Source organism: Brevibacterium mcbrellneri ATCC 49030, assembly GCF_000178455.1.
In the GTDB taxonomy this organism is placed as follows: Bacteria; Actinomycetota; Actinomycetes; order Actinomycetales; family Brevibacteriaceae; genus Brevibacterium; species Brevibacterium mcbrellneri.
On the sequence record NZ_ADNU01000039.1, the window covers coordinates 69,396 to 91,380 of the forward strand.

Sequence of the window (21,985 nt, forward strand, 5' to 3'; positions counted from 1 at the left end):
GATGAGTTCGGATCAGGGTCAGGGGCCCAATGCAGAGGCCACTATGGGGTACTTTGAAGCGAACGCAATGTTCAAATCAACACACGGACCAGATTTCAAACTGGGCAATTCAAAAGACCTCGACATCAAGAACGCCACCCAAGCAAAACTGACCACTTGGACAACCATTGACAAGTCTGGTCGCACTGTACAAGGCGCGTGGGTGTTCGTGTCCGCTGAGGAAGATCCAGCCGTGGCTGGCGTCGAAATTATGGCACTAACGCTGACTAAAGACGAAATTAATAACATGGTTGATTCCATCCAGTTCGACCCAACGAAATGACCATGGCGAACTCTATGCGCAGGAACGCCAAATAAGGTCTGAAGAAGCCGAGCAGGAAATGGATTGGCAGACTCTCACCAGATTTAGGAAAGAAACCAGAATGAAAACTCAAGTGTTCAAGCTTTTAGCTTTATCCACGATCATCGCATTGCTGAGCTCGTGCGGGATTGGTGGTTCCAGCGACACTGACGAACCCGCGGAATCACATGGGCAGCGTGTGTCTGAGGGACGTATCTCAGTAGTCATCCCTAAACAATGGGCTAAGAACCCCGATTTCAAACCCACACTCACTGGATTCACCGGCTCGTGGGCTAACTCACTCGAAGAACCAACCGACATTGTTCGGATGAGCTCCGATCATGAAAAAGGCCCAACAGCTGAAGCAACAATGGGATACTTCGAAACCAATGCGCAGTTTCGGTCGACGTATGGGCGCGAATTCAAACTAGGCGAATCCAAAGATCTTGAAATCGAGAACGCTACTGAAGCGAAGCTCTCCACCTGGACAACTAACGAAAAAACAGGCCGTACTTTGCGTGGTGCTTGGGTGTTCGTTTCGACCGATGGCGATAGCGCGGTGGCTGGCGTCGAAATTATGGCGCTGGAGCTATCGGATGAGGATATCAACGCTATTATTGACTCGATTCAGTTTGACCCAACGAAATGACTATGGACTCATACTTCAAGCGCACCGGCGCGCACCAATACACGGCCACACAGCTCACATCGGGTGCGTGGAATGTCGAAGAACAACACATCTCCCCCACCCTGGGGCTTGCCACCCACATCATCGAAACCGACCTTCACGCCAGGCGCGATGACGACCTGGTGATCGGTAGCCTCAAGTTCGACATCTTGGGTGTCGTTCCCATTGGCCCATACGACTTCGACGTCCGTGTGATCCGCCCCGGACGCACAATCGAACTCGTCGAAGCCACCCTCAATCACGGCGAGCGCACCATCGTCATTGCCCGCGCCTGGCTCATGAAACCAGGCGACTCCTCCTCAGTGGCCGGGACAGCGTTCAGCCAGCTACCACCTCGGGAGCACATGGAACCATACTCCCCGCAAATCGACTGGCAGGGCGACTACCTCAAAACCTTCGAAGGCTTCCGCACCCAACACGAGCCCGGCCGGGCACAGGTGTGGCAGCGCACCCACGCCGACCTCGTAGACGAACCCTACAGTGCCCTCGCCCGCTCAGCCGGGATGCTCGACGTCGCCAACGGGCTTTCTGTACGCGAAGACCCCGCCAAGGTCGCATTCCCCAACGTGGACCTGGACATCCACTACTTCCGTGTCCCAGACTTCAGCCACCAGCCCGGTCAGCCGTCGGACTGGCAGGGCTACGACGTGACCGTGAGCTTTGGCGACGGCGGGCTGGGACTCACACACACGTGGGTCCACGACCAACACGGGCCGTTCGCCGCCGTCACGCAGTGCCTGACCGTCCGGCCGTAGACGTGCGGACCCAACCACGCCTGCAACGACCTCGGCCGCGGTCACTCAAAGCGCCCCTCACCTCCTGCAACAGGTAGACTTCGCAGTAAGACGTATGGACGTGCCTTCAGAAAGGGATCCCTATGGCAAGCGCTGCTGACAAGCGTGTGAAAGAAACAGTTGAATACGCCTCTGCACACCCCGAGGTCAAGCAACCATACGCGGAACTTGGACTGAAAGAAAACGAGTACGAAGAGATCAAGAAGATCCTGGGTCGCCGCCCTACTAGCGCGGAGCTGGCCATGTACTCGGTCATGTGGTCGGAGCACTGCTCGTACAAGTCATCGAAGGTACACCTGCGGAAGTTCGGCGAGCAGGTCACTGACGAAATGAAGAAGAACCTGCTCGTGGGCATGGGTGAAAACGCTGGTGTCGTGGACATCGGTGAAGGCTGGGCTGTGACGTTCAAGGTCGAATCCCACAACCACCCGTCCTACGTCGAGCCCTACCAGGGTGCCGCCACCGGTGTGGGCGGTATCGTGCGCGACATCATCTCCATGGGCGCCCGCCCGGTTGCCGTCATGGACCAGTTGCGTTTTGGTCGCATCGACCACCCGGACACGGCACGCATGGTCCACGGCGTGGTCAGCGGAATTGGCGGTTACGGCAACTGCTTGGGTCTTCCCAATATTGGTGGCGAAACCATTTTCGACCCGGTCTATCAGGGAAACCCCCTGGTCAACGCGCTGGCCGTGGGTGTCATGAAGCACGAAGACATTCGCCTGGCCAACGCTTCCGGCACTGGCAACAAGGTCGTACTGTTTGGTGCCCGTACGGGTGGCGACGGCATCGGTGGCGCTTCGATCCTGGCGTCTGAGCCCTTTGACGACACCAAGCCGTCCAAGCGACCTGCCGTCCAGGTGGGTGACCCGTTCGCTGAGAAAGTCCTCATCGAATGCTGCCTGGAGCTGTTCCATGCCCAGGTAGTCGAAGGTATCCAGGACCTTGGCGCGGCCGGTATTTCCTGTGCCACGTCAGAGCTCGCATCCAACGGTGACGGCGGAATGCACATTGCCCTGGACGACGTTCTGTTGCGCGACCCCACACTCACGCCTGAAGAAATCCTCATGAGCGAATCGCAGGAACGCATGATGGCGGTTGTCACGCCAGAAAACCTGCAACGCTTTGAGGAAATCGCGCAGAAGTGGGAAGTCGAGTATTCGGTCCTGGGCGAGGTCACGGACACTGGCCGTTTGGTGATCGAATGGCACGGCGACGTGATCGTGGATGTGCCACCGCGCTCTGTGGCTCACGACGGGCCGGTGTATGACCGCCCGTATCAGGAGCCTTCATGGACCGCCGAGGTGCGCGCCAACACCGTACGTGCCGCCGGCTTGTCGTACCCAACAGGTGGCGCCGAACTGGGCAACACCGTCATCGAGATGGCGAAGTCGCCTAACTTGTGTAGCCGCGACTGGATCACCAAGCAGTACGACAAGTACGTGCAGGGGAACACGGCCATGGCCTTCCCTGACGACGCTGGCGTGATTCGCGTAAACGAAGAAACCGGTTTGGGTGTTGCCCTGGCAACGGATGCCAACGGCCGGTACTGCTTCCTTGACCCCGCCCGAGGTGCTGCCCTGGCTCTCGCGGAAGCGCACCGTAACGTGGCGACAGCAGGCGCGCAGCCTTTGGCTGTGACTGACTGCTTGAACTTTGGGTCACCTGAGGACCCTGAGATCATGTGGCAGTTTGTGCAGGCCGTCGATGGGCTTGCGGCTGCGTGTAAGGACCTGGGCATCCCTGTCACCGGCGGTAACGTCAGCCTATACAACCAGACTGGTTCCGCAGCGATCCACCCAACGCCTGTTGTAGGTGTTTTGGGTGTGTTTGACGATGTTTCACGACGCACCCCGTCTGGATTCCGCGAGGCTGGTCAGACCATTTACTTGCTGGGCACCACGTACGACGAACTCGACGGTTCCGCATGGGCCGATGTCATGCACAACCACTTGGGTGGTGTCCCACCTGAGTACCGCCCAGAGCAAGAGAAGGAACTGGCTCAGATCCTCATCAACGCCTCACGCGACGGCATGATCGACACCGCTCATGACCTGTCTGAAGGCGGCCTGTCGCAGGCACTTGTCGAAGCCTGTGTGCGCTTTGGCATGGGCGCTCGTGTGTGGCTTGACGAAGTGTGTGAACGTGACGGTATCGACCTGTTCACTGCGCTTTTCTCCGAGTCGACAGCGCGCGCTATCGTGGCAGTTCCACGCTCCGAAGAGGTCCGTTTCAAGGACATGTGCACCGCACGCGGTTTCGCGTTCGCACGCATTGGAATGACCGATGCAGGCCCGTCCAACTCAGCTTCGCTGGAGCTGGTGGACCACTTCTCCTTGCCGCTGGATGAACTGGCCAGTGCGCACGGCGGAACCTTGCCACGCCTGTTCGACTAGAAAAAAGTTAGCTAGCCCCGCCGACACTGGCCTTGTGCGGCTACCATCCGATCCTGTCGGAGGCGGAGAATCCTGACCCACCGTCTGTGTTGGGTGCTCCAGCTGTCATGTAGCGCCCAACCAGAACAACACCGGTAAAGACCACGATTTTCACCAACGCCGGCAACACGACGCTCGCGGCTAAAGCGCCTGATGACGCTTGAAGAGCGGCCGCTGCACCGCTTACTCCGAAGCTCACCACTGCAGACAACACGGTGTTGACGATCGTTGCAACAAGCGCTACGGCGAACATCCACGGCGCGTGTGACGCTGCAACTATCCACGCGCTGAGCAAAAGAAAGAAACTCACTGCTGAAAGAACGTGGGAAAGCGCCACCACAAGCATGATGTTTCCACCCGTTGCAGCGATGTTGAGCAGAAGAACTGTTACCGGCCAACTTGCGACCGACACAACAAGCAGCACCGCAGCAACTGCTTGTCGCACAGGCTTGCCCCGTGCCAGCAATAGCACTGACGCAACTCCCGCAACCAGTGATATCGGGCCGGTCACGAGCCCCGCTGGACTGATCCCACCCAAACTTTCCTGCTGTTGCACAACGTGAAACACCGTAAGCAACGGCCCTACCACGCCTGCAATGAAAATGACCAGGAAAAGCAGGTACGGGACTACGAACGGCACAGGCGAGCGCATTACTTCACACCTTCAGCGTCCGCGAGCCCCAGTGTGTCCAGCACCCACGCGTACTCGAATGCCCGGTCTTTCCACGTGCTGTACCTGCCAGAGGCCCCGCCGTGGCCTGCCACCATTTCGGTCTTCATGATGACGTCGGCCCCAACCTCACGCAGACGCGCGACCCACTTGGCTGGTTCTACATAGAGCACGCGCGTGTCGTTCAAGCTGGTGATGGCCAGGATCTTGGGGTACGGGTGCTCCCCCACGTTTTCGTATGGCGCGTATGACTTCATGTACGCGTACACCTCGGGGTCGTGCAGCGGGTCACCCCACTCTTCCCACTCGATCACGGTCAACGGCAGTTCCGGCATCAGAATCGAGGTGAGCGGGTCCACAAAAGGCACCTGCGCACAGATCCCGGCGTACTGTTCAGGCGCTTCGTTCGCGATGACCCCCATGAGCAGTCCTCCAGCAGAGCCACCCAGCGCCACGGTTGTTTCCGGCGCGCTCACACCTGTTGCGTGCAAGTGTTTGGTTGCCGCGATGAAGTCGCTAAACGTGTTTTTCTTGGTAAGCATCTTGCCGTTGTCGTACCAGTGGCGTCCCATTTCACCGCCCCCGCGCACGTGCGCAACTGCCCACACAACCCCGCGTTCCATCACGCTGAGGCGGCTGACAAAGAAGTTCGGGTCAGCTGAAACTTCGTAGCTTCCGTATCCATAGATCACCATGGGGGCCGAGGTCGTCCCAACCCCGTCTGTCCCCGGGGCCCACCCTGTGGGCACCTTCCGCGCATTCCATGCGAGAGACACCGGGATCTTTTCGCCATCATCGGCCGTTGCCCAAACGAGTTCCTGGCGGTACTCGCTGAAGTCGATACCACCCAGAACCTCCTGTTGCTTCAGAACCGTTTTCTCACCTGTGCGGGTGTCCAACTGGAACAGGGCGGGTGGGGTGATGAACGATTCGTAGCCTAAGCGCAAGGTCGGTTGCGCGAATTCGGGGTTGGTCCCAGTTGCCATGGTCCCAATGGGTTCGTCCGCTTTGACTTCTTTCAGCGGACCTACGCCAGTGATGGGGCCCTGCCCAGCCTCTACCACCTCGGCGATTTCCATGACCCCCACCCGCGCGAACCCGCCGGACCTGTACGTCACCGCCAGGAAGTCTTCGAACGCCTCCACGTGTTCGACCCGCATGCCGTCCGTGGGCGGAATGAGGGGTTCCGAGGCGGCAAGCACCGTCTGCGTGTCAGACGCGTTCAGGTCCACAGGCACCACGATGGCTTCCGAGTCCGGGGTGTTACGGTCGTGCACAATGACGAACCGGCCCTTGCCTGCGATCACCGCGTGGTCCACCGCGTAGGACACGCCGTCTTCGCGGTCCCACACGGAGCGTGGCTGGGCTTGAAGGTTGGACACGGGGATCACCCACGCGCTGGACGTGAGTTTCGAACCGGCAACAATCATCAAGTATTCGTGTGAGCGGGTGAAACCTGCGCCTACGAAGAAACGTTCGTCGGGTTCGTGGAAGATCTTCTGTGGCTCGGCCTCAGAACCGATCTCGTAGCGCCACACGGTGTCGGGTCGCCATGCTTCGTCGACGGTGGTGTAGAAGATGTAGTTGCCGGTGGGGTCAATGAAAGCGCCGGCGAACGTGTTCTCGATCGTGTCATCCAGATCTTCACCGGTGTGTACGTCACGCACTTTCACGGTGTAGCGTTCATCCCCGGTGTAGTCAGCCGACCACACCAGAAGTTTGCCCGCTTCGTCCAAGCTGAACGCGCCCAGGGAGAAGAATTCGTGGCCGTCAGCCTCAGCGTTGAGGTCCAGAATGACTTCTTCGTTTTCTCCCGGTTCGTCATCAACCCGAGGTGGTATCCACGCGTCCGGGTGGTCCAGAGGCAGGGCGGGCACCCGGCTCATGACTGGATAGTCTTTGCCTTCAAATGTGCGGGTGAGCATCCAGAAGTTGCCCCGCCGCACCGGCACCGACATGTCGGATTCTTTAGTGCGCGTCTTGATTTCGTTAAAGATGTCGTCGCGCAGGCCATCCAGGTGGGCGGTACGTGCTTGGGTGTACGCGTTTTCGGCCTCGATGTGGGCCATGACGTCTGGGTTGTCTTTGTCGCGCATCCATTCGTATGAGTCGACGAACGTGTCGCCGTGGTGGGTGCGTTCAAAGGGGACTTTTTTCGCTACGGGTGGTGTCATTTCCGAGGTCATGGAACCAGACTACCCGCGTCGACTCCCCTGTGAAGTGAAACACGGTTATAGTGGTGTCCCGTTTTACCGGTGTCCGGTTTCACCTGTGCCCGGGTTTCAGTGCGATCCACAGACCTTCGACGGTTGTGCACACGGTGTCTTCCCATACGAGTTCGCCTCGCACAAAGGTTTTGCGTCCGTCTACTTTTTCGATCCACCCGCGCATGATGAGGTCCACGTCAACGGGTGTGGGGGCTCGGAATTCGGTTTTGATGTAGGCCGTACGCGAATACGGCTGGTCGCTAGCCATAATCATGTAGCCCAGACCTTCGTCGAACGCCAGCGCTTGTGCTCCTCCGTGGACCACCCGGTTCGCGCCCAGGTAGTACGCGCCAAACCTCAAGTGAACGCTAAAGACACCGTCATCGTCCTTGTGTGTCTGCGTGAACTTTGGGAGCAACGCCTGGCCACGCTGTTTGTCTGACCGGCTCACTCGCCACAGGCGGTGCAGTTCATCGGCCTCGTACTTTTCTGCGCTTTGATTGATGGCGCGCAGGTGTTCGGTGATTTGGCGAATCTCCTCCACGGGTGGGTTCGCCCGCGCAATCAGGTCCTGGGTACGCACGAACTCGTAGATCATGTCTGACCACGCTGCTACCTGTTCAGGATCGCGTTTCACCTTTTTCAGTGCTTCGAGTGCTTCAAACGCGTCCATTTCAGACAGTGCCATCGTGTTCCCTTCACAATCACGCCAATGTGGAGCCACCGGCGATCACCCTCTTGTGGGGCGCGTCACACCGGTGGCAGTACAGCGATCTTAGTCGAGAAGTTCGTGTCGAACGATCGATTGTTCGCGATCCGGACCGACTCCAATCACGCTCATGCGACAACCGGACATCTTTTCCAGGGCGAGCACGTAGTTCTGCGCGTTTTCCGGCAGGTCCTCAAACTTACGCACACCGGTGATGTCTTCCTTCCAGCCTGGGAAGGTTTCAAAAATGGGCTTCGCGTGGTGGAAGTCAGACTGGTTGTCGGGCATTTCGTCAAAGCGTTCACCGTCCACGTCATACGCCACGCACACTGGGATTTCGTCCAACCCGTCAAGCACGTCCAGTTTGGTGAGTACGTAGTCGGTGAATCCGTTGACGCGTGCTGCGTAGCGGGCAATGACTGCGTCGTACCACCCACACCGCCGAGGTCGTCCCGTGTTGACGCCGAACTCGCCTCCCGTTTTTTGGAGGTAGATTCCCATGTCGTCGAAAAGTTCCGTGGGGAACGGTCCGGCACCCACGCGGGTGGTGTAGGCCTTCACGATTCCGATGACACGAGAGATGCGAGTGGGTCCTACACCAGCACCCACGACGGCTCCCCCGGCGCTGGGATTTGAGGAGGTGACAAACGGGTAGGTTCCGTGGTCAACGTCGAGCATAGTGGCTTGGCCACCTTCCATGACGACCACTTTGCCTTCGTCGAGTGCTTGGTTGAGAAGTAACGATGTGTCGCACACGTACGGGCGCAAGCGTTCTGCGTAGCTGAGGAAGTACTCGACTGTTTCCTCTACTTCGACTGCACGGCGGTTGTACACCTTGACCAGCAGTTCGTTCTTTTGTTTGAGCGCACCTTCGATCTTTTGGCGCAAGATCGATTCGTCGAAAATGTCTTGAACGCGAATGCCCAAGCGGGCGACTTTGTCGGAATACGTGGGGCCGATCCCACGCCCTGTCGTACCAATTGCGCGCTTGCCCAGGAAGCGTTCTGTTACCCGGTCGAGCACTTGGTGGTAAGGCGCTACAAGGTGAGCGTTGGACGAAATTTTCAGCTTCGACGTGTCTGCGCCACGGCTTTCGAGCATGTCGATTTCTTCGAACAGGGCTTCCAAGTTAACGACAACCCCGTTGCCGATCACAGGCACGACGTTAGGTGAGAGGATCCCTGCGGGCAGCAGCTTGAGTTCGTACTTTTCGCCTCCGACCACTACCGTGTGGCCCGCGTTGTTTCCTCCGTTTGGTTTTACCACGTAGTCAACGCGGGTTCCCAGAATATCTGTGGTCTTTCCTTTACCTTCGTCGCCCCATTGAGCGCCTACGACCACGAGTGCTGGCATGAGTGTTCCTCCACACGAGAAAATATATCCGGGTTAAGTGTATCGGCCCGAGTGAAAACCTAGTTTCCGGCTTCGATCTCAGCCAGTGCTTCAGGGTCTGATTCGCGCAGGAATTTCTCTACGCGCTGTGCTTCTTCAGCTTCACCGATCCCCGCTGCTGCACGGCCCAAGGCGTAGAGCGAGCGCAAGAATCCGCGGTTAGTTTCGTGGCTCCATGGGATTGGGCCTGCACCCCGCCAACCGGCGGCACGCAAAGCGTCGAGTCCACGGTGGTAGCCCACGCGAGCATACGCATACGAGTCCACCAGACGTCCTTCGTCAAAAGCTTCGTTGGCTAGGAGCGCCCACGCAAGGCAGCTCGCTGGGTGATCCTTGGCAATGTCTAGGGGTTCGTGCCCGGCTTCTACCAGCTTAGCCACTTCCGAGTCTGGGTGGTCTTCTGGAAGGAAGGTGGGCTGTGGTCCTAGCTGCTGTGCATCTAGGTTACCAATGCGTACGGGTTTTCCAATGGGCTGGTTCATTGTGCCTCCTCAGTCGGTTTTGACCGACGACGGTTGAATACTGAATGGGTTGCCAGAAAACGCGCCGTAAAAACCTTGTTTGGCCAGTTCAGACAGGTGGTTGGTGTCTTTCACCCCGTGCGCCCAAACCTTGAGGCCTGCGTCCGCGTACGGTTGCGTATCGGTGTCAGCGTCAATCTCCACCATGTCCGCACCGGTCGTTTTGAGCTCTTCGGGTGAGCTTTGTGGGTTCGGAACGAGCGATGCGATGTTTTCATCCTGTGCCACTTTGAGGACGTCAGGGTTTTCTGAACGGAAGATCACGGATTCGACTTGTGAGTGTTTCTTCACCAGTTCGGTCACGTCACGGGCATCGTTTTCTTCCTCAAGCGTGAAAACAAAAACGGTTGCTTTTCCGTACTCGGTCAGTGCCTTTTCAATGGTGAGTGGGGAGCTGGGTTTCCCTTTTTCACCGGGTGGGGTGATCTGCGCGTTGAGAAATTCCTCGGACGTGACGTCTTTGATGGGCTTTTCTATTCCCATGCGTTCCGAAAGAAGACTGTCCGTGGCAGCAACCAGCACTCCGTCGGATGTGCGAGCCACAGGAAGTTCTGGCAAGTATCCAAACTTCGCCATTTCTTCCACCGCAAACTCCGAGGTGGGTGGATAGAGATCTCCCCCAGCCGCGTACCCGGCTACGACAGGAGTTCTGAGCATGTCCACGGTGAGCGGTGGGACGGGTTTGAGCCAGTTGAAAATAACAACGGCGAGCACTGCAACAACAACAACTGCTGCGGCAATAAGCGGTGCGACTGTTCGTTGTTCAGAATTGCTTTCAGGTGAGCTTGGCACACTGGTCCTTTCTCTGCTCTACCCATGGTATTGGGTGGCACACTGAAGCCAAACAGCCTACCGGCTGCGGTCGACGTTGTCTTTGTTTGCTCCAGTGACAAGGCCCCGCAGGAATCCTGATCCCCACGCGATGTGCATGGTGGGTAGAACTACCGCGAACCAGAGTTTTTCGCGAACTCCTGCGTCTTTTTGGCGCAGGGTGTTCGCAACGATTGCGCTGATGTACGCGCAGCTGGGAATGTGTACCAGGGAAGTAAAGCGGGACAACCACTTGGGCCAGCGTTTGGTGGTCCCAGTCAGTTGCGCCACCGTCTCCAGAACAGCAGCACTCAGCCCAATGACCAAGATGGGTGGCATGAAGTATCGGATGCCGTTCTTAGAACCGTGGCGACGCACAATTTCAGCCCGCCAAATACCCGTTGCGTAAAACTGTTGAGCCAGTTTCTTCCACGTGGTCCGTGGCCAGTACGTCACCTCCATGCGCGGGTTGAACCAGACCCTTCCCCCTGCTTCTCGGATCCGCAGGTTAAGTTCCCAGTCTTGCCCTCTGCGCAGGGTGGAATCGAAACCGCCTAAGGTGTCGAACACCTCGGCCCGGAACGCCCCCAAATACGCCGACTCAGACTCCTGCGCTTCGTCGCCTGAATGGTACGCAGGGCCACCCAGACCCAAACGGGACATGTACGCGCGGGCAACAGCCTTTTGAAAGGCTGTCTTCCCTTGGGCCTGCATGAGTCCTCCACAGTTCGCAGCCCCGGTTGTCCGCAGGGTTTCAACCGCTTCACGCGTGTACGTGGCGCTCAACTGCGAGTGTGCATCGACGCGGATGATCATCGGGTACTGTGCTTTGGCCACTGCCAGGTTCAGCCCGGTTGGCGTGTCCCCGGATGGGTTATCAACCACGGTCAGGCGAGGGTCGCGGATGCTGGCGGCGACCTCGGCGGTGTTATCCGTGCACGGCCCCATTGCCACGATCAGTTCTTTGGGCCCCGGATAGTCCTGGTCCAGCACCGCGGCGACGGCCCCACGCAAGCTGTCTTCCTCGTTGAGCACGGGCATGATGTACGTGATGCCCGGGGTCTGCTCTAACGGCGGGAGAGCTTCTGGACTGAGCGCGTTTTTCTGCGACTTCACTGACGTGACCTCACTTGTTGATGTGACCTCACTTGTTCGCTTCGTATTCGCGGATGACCGAATCGGTGTCGCCGTCGGCGCGCAAGTCACCCTTTTCAATCCAAATAGTGCGGGTACACGTGTCGCGGATCGAACGCATCGAGTGTGAAACGAGGAACACCGTACCGGCGTTTTCGCGGATCGCGCGGATTCGGTCTTCGGATTTCTTTTGGAACTTGCGGTCACCAACGGACAGTGCTTCGTCCACGATGAGGATTTCGTAGTCTTTTGCGGTCGCAATTGCGAACTTCAAGCGCGCGGACATACCCGATGAGTACGTGCGCATAGGCATGTCCATGAAATCGCGGATGCCGGTGAAGTCGACAATGTCGTCATACTTCTCTTCGATTTCTTCCCGCGTGAGCCCCATGGCCAGCCCACCCAGGATGATGTTTTGTCCACCCGAGAGGTCCGGGATGAGTGCCGCACCCACACCCAGGAGGTTGGGGCGGCTCTTGGCGTACACGGCACCTCGAGTGGGTGGGATCAGCCCGGTGATGGCGCGCATGAGCGTGGATTTACCCGAACCGTTTGACCCGATGATTCCAATCGATTCGTTGGCGTTTGCCACAAAAGACACGCCTTTAAGCGCGTGAACGGTTTTGAATTTGCGGTTGCGCTGCAGGAACCCTTTAGTGCCACCGCTGGTAATGCGCTTACCCGTGGCCAGGGTTTTGAATTCGATGTGCAGGTCATCCACGATGACCACTGGGTTGTCAGCTTCGAGCGACCCCGTGTTGTTTTCTGCGAGGACGCTTTCCGGATTAGTCTTCTCGTCCATAACGCTCCTCCGCCTTCCAGAAGAACCACGTGGAAATTGAGATGACGACAACCGCCCAGATGCTGAATCTCCACCAGTAGTCCCACGGGATTGAGTATTCCTCCATGATGATTCCGCGGGCCAGCGACAGCACTTCGTACATGGGGTGCCAGTCGAAAAGTGCACTGAGAACGGGGCGTCCCTCGAGTAGTGGTTGTGGGTCAAAGAACACGCCCGAGGTGTAAAAGATCATGCGCGAAATGTAGGGGGTGATCTGGCTTAAGTCCCTGAAGTGGACGGTGAGGCGCGCAAAGATGAACGCGACTCCTTGGTTGAACACCCAGAAGATTCCGACCATAGGGATCAGCAGTAGCCACGTCACGTGTGGGCGCGCACCACCGAAGACCGCGATGATGATCATCAGAGCCAGCGTGGGGATGAAGTTGATGAGGTTCTGCATCACCGTGGCGATGGGCAGGACTGCGCGCGGGAACGGCAGGGACTGCACCAGTGGCATGTTTTGGATGATGGATTTTCCACCCACGTTCATGGAGGAGTTGAAGAACTCCATGATGAACACACCGATCACCAGGTAGGGAACGAAGTTGGCGGGTCGTGACCCAGCCATGATGAACCCGAACACCAGACCGTAGATGAGGGCAGAGAAGGTGGGGCGCAGAAGCACCCACAGCATGCCCAAACGGTTTCTCTGGTTCTCCGAACGGATGCGGTAGAACGCCAATGAAAATGTGAAATCGCGTCGGCGCCACACTTCCCGGAGATATTCCCACAGTGACGGCCGCGCTCCGACTCGTTCGAGCCCGTGAGCGGCAGCCAGCTCAGCAGCATTCATTGACGATTAACTTTCATAAGCGAATAACGACAACCCGATTCTAAAGGAACACCCCAGTTTAACGGCTCGCCCAGGTCCGCATGTCAAAAGACTGATCAACATCACTTCTGTGTGCAAGGTTCTGGCTGGCTAAAACGCGCTTGGCCACGTTATGGGCGCCGGGGTTGTTGAGAGTTTCAACGCGCGCAAGGGTGTTGTCAGGGGTGAAGAACAGCCATTGGGCACGGTGGGTTGGGTCGCCCAGCAGTACCGGCTCACCGCTGGTTGCGCTCAAGCTTTGACCCGCGGTGAAGATGCGCACCGGTCCTTGGAAGGACCAGTGCCAGGGGACGTCGGTCCAGGTGGCGCCTTCAGTGGAAGCCCTTTCGCCTGTGGCCTGCTCGCCCAACACCGCACCCAGCCAGCGTCCCATGGAAGTGGCGGCCGCCTCGGCGGGTTCGACCCCCTTCATAGGACCTCCCTCAATGCGCGCGCAGTCCCCGATTGCGTATACCCCGGGGAGCCCCGTGACCTGCAGATCAGGCCCCACCGGGTAGCCAGCATGGGTGGTAGCCAGGTTGCCGAAAGGTACGGACTCCAAGTTGCGCCCCGCGTTAGGCAAGGCGGGCCCGGCCGAGGTCGCCCCCACTGCCGCGAACCACAGTGGGTGTTGCGTGGGGTCGGGTTCAGGGGTGTGGGGCACGAATGTGACGTGTTCATGCAGAGCCATAACAGCTTGAGCGAGCTGAGCGCTGACTTTAGGGAGGGGCCGGTCACCACGCAGGTAGACGTACGGGCGGTGTCCGGCGTCAGCGAGCCCGCGCGCAATCTCCAAAGCCAGGAATCCTGAGCCCAGAACCCCCACCGAGGTCCCCGGCCCCAACGCGTGAATGGCCCGGTGAGCGCGGGTGGCGGAGTCACGGTCGTACACCGTGAGTGCGTCGAAGGTTGGTGTGCGAGGGCTCAGGCCCGTGGCGTAGACAACGACGTCGGCTGGCAGCTCCCCGGCCGAAGTCTCCACAATGTAGCGAGCGCGGGCACTGGGTTCTGAGGGGCGGGCCTCACTGGTTTCATTCGCTTCGCGCACTTCGCTCACGGTCGCTTGCAGGCGAACCACGTTCTCGCCCGTCATGTGCGGCACTAGAGAAATCTCTTCAGCCGCTAGGGATTTCGACAACGGCGGGAGCTCTACTGGCTGTTCAAGCGGATCAACTACCGTGACACTGCAATCAGCAGGCAGATCAGCGTGAACCGAGGCAAGGGTTTGGACGAACGAACGGGCACAGGCCGTGCCCGCAGCTCCGCCTCCAATAATGACGACGCGCATACTTCATGCTTACACCGCAACCGCCACACCGCATAAATCTTCAGGAACTTTCAAGCGGAATTTGACGCAGATCACACTTTGGGGGTTTTATAGTGACGTCTCGCACATTTTAAAGCTTGCGATACACACTTTTCTTTTACCGAACCTGTCCAAGGAGTTTCTATGGATGCGGTCGTTACCGCCATTAACGACGTAGTGTGGTCGCCTGCGCTCGTCTATTTATGTCTGCTTGCTGGCCTGTACTTCACGATCCGTTCCCGGGTTGTGCAGTTGCGCAAGATCGGTCCTATTTTCTCGTACATGTTCAGCGGCAAGGGAAGCGACTCTGGAGTTTCCAGCTTCCAAGCGCTCGCCATGTCGCTGGCTGGGCGTGTGGGAACGGGGAACATCGCCGGTGTTGCTACCGCTATTGCTTTCGGTGGCCCCGGTGCCGTGTTCTGGATGTGGATCGTCGCGTTCTTTGGTGCCTCAACGTCGTTCGTTGAATCGACTCTGGGTCAGGTCTATAAGGAACGCGACCGGGACACCGGCCAGTACCGAGGTGGTCCCGCGTTCTTCATTGAGCGCGCCTACCGTCACACCAAGGCTTCAGGCCTGTTTAGTGTGTATGCGATGGTGTTCGCGTTCGTCACTGTATTGGCAACCAGCTTCTTGCTTCCGGGAGTTCAGGCGAACGGTATTTCTTCGGCTGTTGCCCAGGCGTGGGGATGGCCCACATGGATTCCAGCCGTCATCATCACGATTCTTCTGGCCTTCATCATTGTTGGTGGAATTAAGCGCATCGCTACCTTCGCATCTCTGGTTGTTCCGTTCATGGCAGTGATCTACATCGTGGGCGCGATCGTGGTTGTGTTCGTCAACGCTTCCCAGATTCCTGCTGTTATCTCGCTCATTGTGCAGTCTGCTCTTGGTGTGGACTCCACGTTTGGCGCCATGTTGGGTGTTGCAGTTTCGTGGGGTGTTAAGCGTGGTATTTACTCCAACGAAGCTGGTCAGGGAACCGGTCCTCACGCAGCTGCCGCGGCAGAAGTTTCACACCCGGCTAAGCAGGGTCTGGTGCAGGCAGGTTCGGTGTACATCGACACCTTGTTCGTGTGTTCAGCGACTGCGTTCATGATCCTGTCCACGGGAATGTACAACGTGTTCTCTGATACGGCGGGCGAGGAACTGTTCCACGCAGGTCCCGGAAACCTCCCGGTAGACACCGAGGTGGGGCCGGCCTTCGCGCAGAACGGGTTCGACACTGTGCTTCCCGGCCTTGGTTCGTCGTTCATCGCAATCTCACTCGGCTTCTTCGCGTTCACCACCATCGTGGCCTACTACTACATGGCCGAAACCAACTTGGCGTTCTTCCTGCGCAATGTTGAAAACGTGCATGTTCGCCAGGTGGGCTTCCGATTCCTGCAGCTGTTCATTCTGGTTGCGTGCGTTGTGGGTGCGACGACCAGCTCAGGTTCCGCTTGGGCCCTGGGTGACGTGGGTGTGGGCCTCATGGCATGGCTTAACATCATCGCGATTCTGATTCTGCAGCAGCCTGCGTTCAAGATTCTGCGTGACTTTGAGCGTCAGCGGAAGGAAGGAAAGGACCCAATCTTCCGCCCGTCCGAGGTGGGAATCGCCAACGCCGACCTGTGGGAAGAGATCGCGGATAACTGGGAACGTGGCACGCCCGGAAAGAACCCGGCTGAAGAAGCTCAGCTTCCCGATTCAAAGTAAATAACCTGTGAAGTCTCGGGGCATCGTTCACTCAATGTCCCGAGACTTTTGTGTAAATGGCCTATGCGGTTATAGCTCCAGGTGGTTTAGCCAAGGCCAGACGGCGCAAAGCGAGCGAAACTACGCGTTATATTGCGTAGTTTCGCTCGCTTTGCGCCGTTTCGTGGAGTGCTTAGCCCTGTGATTTACCAGCTGAACCCAACTGCTGGGCGGCTTCAACAATGCGGGCAGCCATTCCCGCCTCGGCAAGCTTGCCCCACGCACGCGGGTCGTACATCTTCTTGTTACCCACTTCGCCGTCGATCTTGAGCATGCCGTCGTAGTTCTTCAGCATGTGGTCAACCACTGGGCGACTGAACGCGTACTGGGTGTCGGTGTCGATGTTCATCTTGATGACTCCGTAGCTCACAGCGTCAGCGATTTCCTGCGCGGTGGAGCCCGAACCACCGTGGAACACCAGGTCGAACGGCTTGTCCTTGCCGTACTTGGCACCCACCTGTTCCTGAATGTCCTTGAGGATTTCAGGGCGCAGTTTCACGTGTCCTGGCTTGTACGAACCGTGAACGTTTCCGAAGGTCAGCGCAGTGATGTAGCGGCCTTTTTCACCCAGACCCAGCTTCTCAACGGTGGCCATACCGTCTTCCACAGTGGTGTAGAGCTTGTCGTTGATTTCGCCGGTGACACCGTCTTCTTCACCACCAACAGCGCCGACTTCGATTTCCAGAATCTGCTTGGCGTTGTGGGTGAGTTCAAGCAGTTCAGCGGCCAGGTCCAAGTTCTCTGGTACTTCAATGGCCGAACCGTCCCACATGTGCGAGTTGAACAGTGGGTCTTCACCACGGTCAACGCGTTCCTGGCTCACGGCAATGAGGGGCTTGACCCAGGTGTCGATCTTGTCTTTTTGGCAGTGGTCAGTGTGGAGCGCCACCGTAACGTTGTAGTTCTTGGCAACAACGCGAGCAAATTCTGCGAGCGCAATTGACCCGGTGACCTTGTCCTTCACTGTCGAACCAGATGCGTACTCGGCACCGCCGAACGACATCTGCAAAATACCGTCACTCTGCGCTTCAGCGAACCCGCGAAGCGCTGCGATCACTGTCTGTGAGGATGTCACGTTGATGGCTGGGTATGCGAAACCTTCTGATTTTGCGCGGTCGATCATGTGTGCATACTCATCGGGAGTTGCGATTGGCATGTACGCTCCTTCGTGATACCAACTGGATGCTTGCTGTCAGTATGTCACGCCCGGTTTAACACAGACCGAACTTTAGGTTCTGAAAACATGAGCCAGCCCCCGCGGTAGTGCATATTCAACGAAACGTGTCCCCCGTCACTGCCCGATCGCTTACAGTTCTGAGTATGGAACCATCGGACACCTCGGCATCTCCGCACGGCGGCAGCACTCCCCCGGCAGTGAACCTGACAGCGGCCTCGGAACCGGCACCCGCCCCCGCTACGCGGTCCACGATTGTGGCGTGGGCGCTGTGGGACTGGGGTTCGGCGGCGTTCAACGCGGTCATCATCACGTTCGTGTTCACCCCGTATCTCACGTCCAAGGTGGCAGGCGACCATGATACGGGGACGGCCGCGCTGGGTTTTGTCACCGCGCTTGCGGGTCTATTGGTGGCCGTGATTGCCCCGGCCGCCGGGGTTCGAGCGGATGCGAAAGCGAACCACCACCGGGCCGTCACGTCGTTCACCATGATTGTGGTGGCATTGATGGGCACCTTGTTCTTCGTGAAGGATTCGCCGGCATACTTTGTGCCTGGCCTGGTGATTCTGTGTATTGCGCAGGTGGTTTTCGAGATCGCGCAGGTGTCGTACAACGGCATGTTGCCCCATATCTCGACTCCAGCAAACGCCGGTACGGTGTCGAATGTTGCCTGGGCCATGGGGTATTTGGGCGGGCTGGCCCTGTTGTTTATTGCGTTGTTCACACTCATTCAGCCCGAGGTGGGACTCTTTGGCGCAACCGACGAAGGTGGCTTGCGTTTCCGCTTAGTTGCCGTGTTGGCCGCTATGTGGTTTCTCATTTTTAGTCTGCCGCTCATGTTTTCGAAGCGTACATCGGCACGCCCCGCCCCCGGTGACGCTGGTCCAAGTGAAGCTGGTTCCGGTGATGCCAGCCCTACACACCCGACGTCGCGCGAGCTACGCGGGTTCGCCGCGTGGAAGGCTGACTATGCGCGGGTGATCCGCCGGCTGGTGGAGCTGTTCAAGGTGGAGCGGTCGACGTTTGTGTTCTTTGTGGCCTCAGCGATTTTCCGCGACGGGCTGGCTACGATTTTTGCGATGGCCGGGGTGATCGCGGCAGGAGCGTATAAGTTCTCCGGTTCCGAGGTGATTTATTTGGGCATCGCCGCCAACGTTGTCGCGGGGGTGGGGTGTCTGATTGCTGGAAAGTTCGACGACTGGTTGGGACCCAAGGCAGTAATCGTGACCGGCCTGATCTGTTTGATTGCCGGGTGCGTGCCCATTTTGGTCAGTGAGAACAAGACCGTGTTTTGGGTGACGGCCATGTGGCTGTGTTTGTTTGTGGGGCCCGTGCAGGCGAGCTCGAGGTCGTTTCTGTCGCGTATCACCGCACCGGAGCGGGCGGGTGAAAACTTTGGGCTCTACGCAACAACCGGCCGTGCGGTGAGTTTCTTAGGACCAGCACTGTTCGCACTGTGCGTCACGATTTTTGGTTTCCAACGTGCCGGAGGCCTGGGGATCATGATTGTTCTGGCCCTGGGCTTGGCGTTGATGCTCATGGTGCCCGCTGCGCGCTCAATCCGCACCCGCGCATGACGTGACCGCTCACGGCCGGATGAGTCAGCGCGCGCTCTTCTTCCACCGCATAAACAGCCAAGCAACTGGCGCGGCAATGGGAAGAAGAATAATTGCCAACGCAATCAGGATTTTGTTCCCACTACTTATGTGGCTGACACGAAGAAGATCGAATAGTGCGACGACTGCGAGGATGAGTGCAAGCGCTGATACGCCATACATGGCGACATCACCGGCAGTCGGCACCAGCGGATTAGTAATGATCGCACTCATGAAAGAAGATTACCATTCTGCGGGAGCGCAAACTGCGCACGGATTTCGCCAAAGTGTGTTCCGCACCATAGAATGAGGCATTAACTGAACGACTGTTTAGTCACGTTCAACGCTACCGAACGACTCACGTATGTCACCGTTCGAAAGGATAGGCATGGACAACCTTCTGAGCGCAGAAGAACTCGAATTTGCCGAGAAGATGCGCCACTTCTACCGCACGGAAATCCCTGAGGACATTCGTTTCCGTAACGCGATTGGTCAAGAGATGTCCAAGGACGACATCGTCACCACGCAGCGGATCCTCAACAAGCACGGATACGCGGTTCCTAACTGGTCACAGGAATTCGGCGGTCAGGACTGGACTCCTGTCCAGCACCACATTTGGCTCGAAGAAATGCAGCTGGCCAGCGTCCCCACTCCACTGCCATTCAACGCGTCCATGGTGGGACCGGTCATTGACACGTTCGGTTCACAGGAAATCAAGGAACGCTTCCTCCCAGCTACCGCGAACCTCGACATTTGGTGGTCGCAGGGATTCTCGGAACCCAACGCCGGATCTGACCTGGCAAGCCTCAAGACCTCGGCGGTCAAGAAGGGCGACACCTACATTGTGAACGGTCAGAAGACCTGGACCACACTGGGTCAGTACGGTGACTGGATCTTCAACCTGGTCCGCACCGACCCCAACGTCAAGAAGCAGGCCGGTATTTCGTTCCTGCTCATCGACATGAAGACCCCCGGCGTGACGGTACGTCCGATCCAGCTCATCGACGGTGGCGCTGAAGTCAACGAAGTGTTCTTCGACAACGTTGAAGTACCAGTTGAAAATCTGGTGGGTGAAGAGAACAAGGGTTGGACCTACGCCAAGTTCCTCCTGGGCAACGAACGCACCGGAATTGCCCGCATCGGTCAGTCCAAGGTGGCCCTCGCCCGGGCGAAGGCTTACGCACAGGCGACAAAGACCTCGGCGGGAACCCTGCTTGACGACCCATTGTTCGCGGCACGCATCACCAAGATCGAAGCGGAACTCACGGCACTGGAATTCACCCAGTTGCGAGTCCTTTCCACACAGGAAAAGGGCATGGACCGCCCGGACCCACGCTCCTCGGTGCTTAAGCTGCGCGGATCCCAGATCCAGCAGGACATCACCGAACTTCTGTTCGACGTGGTTGGCCCACAGGGACTGGACTTCGTGGACTCCGATGAAGTTCGAAAGACACTCCCCCACGGCGCCGGCGACGCAATGCCGCACTACTTCAACTACCGCAAGGTCTCCATCTACGGTGGTAGCTCTGAGGTTCAGCGCTCCATCATCTCCAAGGCCATCCTGGGCCTGTGACCAGCCAGCTAAAACAGCTAGAACAGCCGCGTAGAAATACGAAGCGACGAGTTTAGAACAGAGGACAAAAATGGATCTCGAACTCACAGATGTACAGCAGGAGCTGGGTGCAACCCTGGGCCGCCTGCTGAAAGGAAAGTACGACGCCGAATCCCGCGAAGCGATCCGCACCTCGGACGCCGGGTGGAGCGAAGACATGTGGAACCAGTTCGCTGAACTGGGGCTCATGAGCCTGCCATTTGCTGAAGAGCACGGCGGTGCGGGCATGACGTTCGCTGAAGTTGCCGTGGTCATGGAAGCGTTTGGCCGCGCACTTGTGCTTGAACCGTACCTGCCAACCGTGATCCTGGGTGGTGGGCTTGTGGACATCGCTGGAACCGACGAACAGAAGTCGGAGATCCTGCCTGGTGTCGCAGCTGGTGAAACGCGTATGGCGTTCGCCGCTCAGGAACCTGGTTCGTTCTACGACGTCACCGCGCCACAGACCAAGGCCGTGGGCTCTGGTCAGGTGCAGATCAGTGGTGAAAAGAGCAACGTTGTAGGTGGCGCACAGGCGCACACGTTCGTGGTCACGGCACAGTCGGAACAGGGTCTGGCCCTGTACCTGGTGCAGGCCGACGCGCAGGGTGTGACCGTGGACCAGCGCACACAGGCCGACGGCCTGAGCACAGCGCACGTGACCTTTGACAGCGCCCCAGCTACCCAGCTGGGCACGCTTGTGGGACAGGACGCACAGGACGCCGTGCAGCGCGTGCTGGACATCGCTAATGCAGCCCTGGCTTCCGAGGCCGTAGGCGCCATGGAAGTGTCCCTCATGATGACGGCCGAATACCTGAAGACCCGCGAACAGTTCGGTGCGCCGATTGGTGTCAACCAGGTATTGCAACACCGCGCGTCCGACCTGTACGCGGCACTCGAGTTCGCCAAGTCGATGGCCCTGTACGCCAAGCTGGCAATCACGCAGGACCCAGACGGCACCTCGGAGACCCGCCACCGCGATGTCCTGGCAGCCAAGTACGTCATCGACGACACGGCCCGCCTGATTTCGCAGGAAGCAATCCAGATGCACGGTGGAATCGGTATGACCATGGAATACCCCATTGGTCACTACGCCAAGCGCCTGACGGTGATTCCACGTACGTTTGACTCGAAGGAAGAAGTCACTCGCGAGCTTTCCGCTCTGGGTGGCCTCATTAAGCCAGAAGCAGCGGACCTCAAGTAGTCTGCGTGAAAGGGCCTCAGCGCGTG

The 21,985-nt window shown here is 58.2% G+C and carries 20 protein-coding genes; 8 read left to right on the forward strand and 12 right to left on the reverse strand.

Translation table 11 applies throughout. The features are described from left to right. Position 1: 1 nt before the first annotated feature. The 4 genes from HMPREF0183_RS13280 to purL all read left to right on the forward strand — a co-directional run bounded on the left by HMPREF0183_RS13280 (position 2) and on the right by purL (position 4,218). Complete coding sequence (locus tag HMPREF0183_RS13280; RefSeq protein ID WP_245527129.1) at positions 2-322, forward strand: hypothetical protein; 321 nt, start codon at positions 2-4, stop codon at positions 320-322. After that, positions 291-989 (forward strand): hypothetical protein, encoded by a 699-nt coding sequence (locus HMPREF0183_RS06740; protein WP_245527130.1) that lies wholly within the window; start codon positions 291-293, stop codon positions 987-989. The genes HMPREF0183_RS13280 and HMPREF0183_RS06740 overlap by 32 nt, the downstream gene beginning before the upstream one ends. Positions 990-991: 2 nt before the next feature. Continuing rightward, positions 992-1,783: a thioesterase family protein gene (locus HMPREF0183_RS06745; RefSeq protein ID WP_156798191.1), complete on the forward strand. Its 792-nt coding sequence runs from the start codon at positions 992-994 to the stop codon at positions 1,781-1,783. Positions 1,784-1,905: 122 nt separating this feature from the next. Next, positions 1,906-4,218 carry a phosphoribosylformylglycinamidine synthase subunit PurL gene (gene purL, locus HMPREF0183_RS06750; protein WP_005884267.1) on the forward strand — a complete coding sequence of 771 codons (2,313 nt, stop codon included), beginning with the start codon at positions 1,906-1,908 and terminating at the stop codon, positions 4,216-4,218. 40 nt (positions 4,219-4,258) lie between these two features. Here the strand turns inward: purL and HMPREF0183_RS06755 are convergent, their stop codons facing one another. From HMPREF0183_RS06755 to HMPREF0183_RS06800, 10 genes are all read right to left on the reverse strand, one after another. Then, positions 4,259-4,909: a hypothetical protein gene (locus HMPREF0183_RS06755; protein ID WP_005884269.1), complete on the reverse strand. Its 651-nt coding sequence runs from the start codon at positions 4,907-4,909 to the stop codon at positions 4,259-4,261. Further along, positions 4,909-7,113, reverse strand: a complete 2,205-nt coding sequence (locus tag HMPREF0183_RS06760; RefSeq protein ID WP_005884271.1) for a S9 family peptidase — start codon at positions 7,111-7,113, stop codon at positions 4,909-4,911. Before HMPREF0183_RS06760 ends, HMPREF0183_RS06755 begins: the two co-directional genes overlap by 1 nt. A gap of 79 nt (positions 7,114-7,192) precedes the next feature. Continuing rightward, positions 7,193-7,822: a PaaI family thioesterase gene (locus HMPREF0183_RS12140; RefSeq protein ID WP_005884273.1), complete on the reverse strand. Its 630-nt coding sequence runs from the start codon at positions 7,820-7,822 to the stop codon at positions 7,193-7,195. A gap of 87 nt (positions 7,823-7,909) precedes the next feature. Further along, positions 7,910-9,196 carry an adenylosuccinate synthase gene (locus HMPREF0183_RS06770; RefSeq protein WP_005884275.1) on the reverse strand — a complete coding sequence of 429 codons (1,287 nt, stop codon included), beginning with the start codon at positions 9,194-9,196 and terminating at the stop codon, positions 7,910-7,912. A 59-nt stretch (positions 9,197-9,255) separates the two neighbouring features. Further along, positions 9,256-9,717: a DUF3151 domain-containing protein gene (locus HMPREF0183_RS06775; protein WP_005884277.1), complete on the reverse strand. Its 462-nt coding sequence runs from the start codon at positions 9,715-9,717 to the stop codon at positions 9,256-9,258. A 9-nt stretch (positions 9,718-9,726) separates the two neighbouring features. After that, positions 9,727-10,548: a PI-PLC domain-containing protein gene (locus HMPREF0183_RS06780; RefSeq protein ID WP_005884279.1), complete on the reverse strand. Its 822-nt coding sequence runs from the start codon at positions 10,546-10,548 to the stop codon at positions 9,727-9,729. Between the two features lie 57 nt (positions 10,549-10,605). Continuing rightward, positions 10,606-11,682: a glycosyltransferase family 2 protein gene (locus HMPREF0183_RS06785; RefSeq protein WP_005884281.1), complete on the reverse strand. Its 1,077-nt coding sequence runs from the start codon at positions 11,680-11,682 to the stop codon at positions 10,606-10,608. Positions 11,683-11,710: 28 nt separating this feature from the next. Beyond that, positions 11,711-12,502, reverse strand: a complete 792-nt coding sequence (locus tag HMPREF0183_RS06790) for an ABC transporter ATP-binding protein (protein ID WP_005884283.1) — start codon at positions 12,500-12,502, stop codon at positions 11,711-11,713. Then, positions 12,486-13,334 (reverse strand): ABC transporter permease, encoded by an 849-nt coding sequence (locus HMPREF0183_RS06795; RefSeq protein WP_005884285.1) that lies wholly within the window; start codon positions 13,332-13,334, stop codon positions 12,486-12,488. The genes HMPREF0183_RS06790 and HMPREF0183_RS06795 overlap by 17 nt, the downstream gene beginning before the upstream one ends. 58 nt (positions 13,335-13,392) lie before the next feature. Beyond that, positions 13,393-14,640, reverse strand: coding sequence for an FAD-dependent oxidoreductase (locus tag HMPREF0183_RS06800; protein WP_005884287.1), 1,248 nt, complete (start codon positions 14,638-14,640; stop codon positions 13,393-13,395). Positions 14,641-14,802: 162 nt separating this feature from the next. On the opposite strand from HMPREF0183_RS06800, the gene HMPREF0183_RS06805 reads away from it, so the two are divergent. Continuing rightward, positions 14,803-16,356, forward strand: a complete 1,554-nt coding sequence (locus HMPREF0183_RS06805) for an alanine/glycine:cation symporter family protein (protein ID WP_005884289.1) — start codon at positions 14,803-14,805, stop codon at positions 16,354-16,356. Between the two features lie 172 nt (positions 16,357-16,528). On the opposite strand, the gene fbaA is transcribed toward HMPREF0183_RS06805, so the two are convergent. Further along, the gene (gene fbaA / locus HMPREF0183_RS06810) at positions 16,529-17,551 is read right to left on the reverse strand and encodes a class II fructose-bisphosphate aldolase (protein ID WP_005884291.1); all 1,023 of its coding nucleotides are present in this window, start codon (positions 17,549-17,551) and stop codon (positions 16,529-16,531) included. Between the two features lie 164 nt (positions 17,552-17,715). Between fbaA and HMPREF0183_RS06815 the strand changes: the two genes are divergently transcribed. Then, a complete protein-coding gene (locus HMPREF0183_RS06815) occupies positions 17,716-19,146 on the forward strand; it encodes an MFS transporter (RefSeq protein WP_005884293.1) in 1,431 nt (476 codons plus the stop codon). Between the two features lie 24 nt (positions 19,147-19,170). On the opposite strand, the gene HMPREF0183_RS06820 is transcribed toward HMPREF0183_RS06815, so the two are convergent. After that, the gene (locus HMPREF0183_RS06820; protein ID WP_005884295.1) at positions 19,171-19,398 is read right to left on the reverse strand and encodes a PLDc N-terminal domain-containing protein; all 228 of its coding nucleotides are present in this window, start codon (positions 19,396-19,398) and stop codon (positions 19,171-19,173) included. 154 nt (positions 19,399-19,552) lie between these two features. Here HMPREF0183_RS06820 and HMPREF0183_RS06825 point away from each other — a divergent pair, with 154 nt between their 5' ends. Further along, the gene (locus HMPREF0183_RS06825; protein WP_040348413.1) at positions 19,553-20,737 is read left to right on the forward strand and encodes an acyl-CoA dehydrogenase family protein; all 1,185 of its coding nucleotides are present in this window, start codon (positions 19,553-19,555) and stop codon (positions 20,735-20,737) included. A 70-nt stretch (positions 20,738-20,807) separates the two neighbouring features. Then, positions 20,808-21,959 carry an acyl-CoA dehydrogenase family protein gene (locus HMPREF0183_RS06830; protein ID WP_005884299.1) on the forward strand — a complete coding sequence of 384 codons (1,152 nt, stop codon included), beginning with the start codon at positions 20,808-20,810 and terminating at the stop codon, positions 21,957-21,959. Positions 21,960-21,985: the final 26 nt, after the last annotated feature.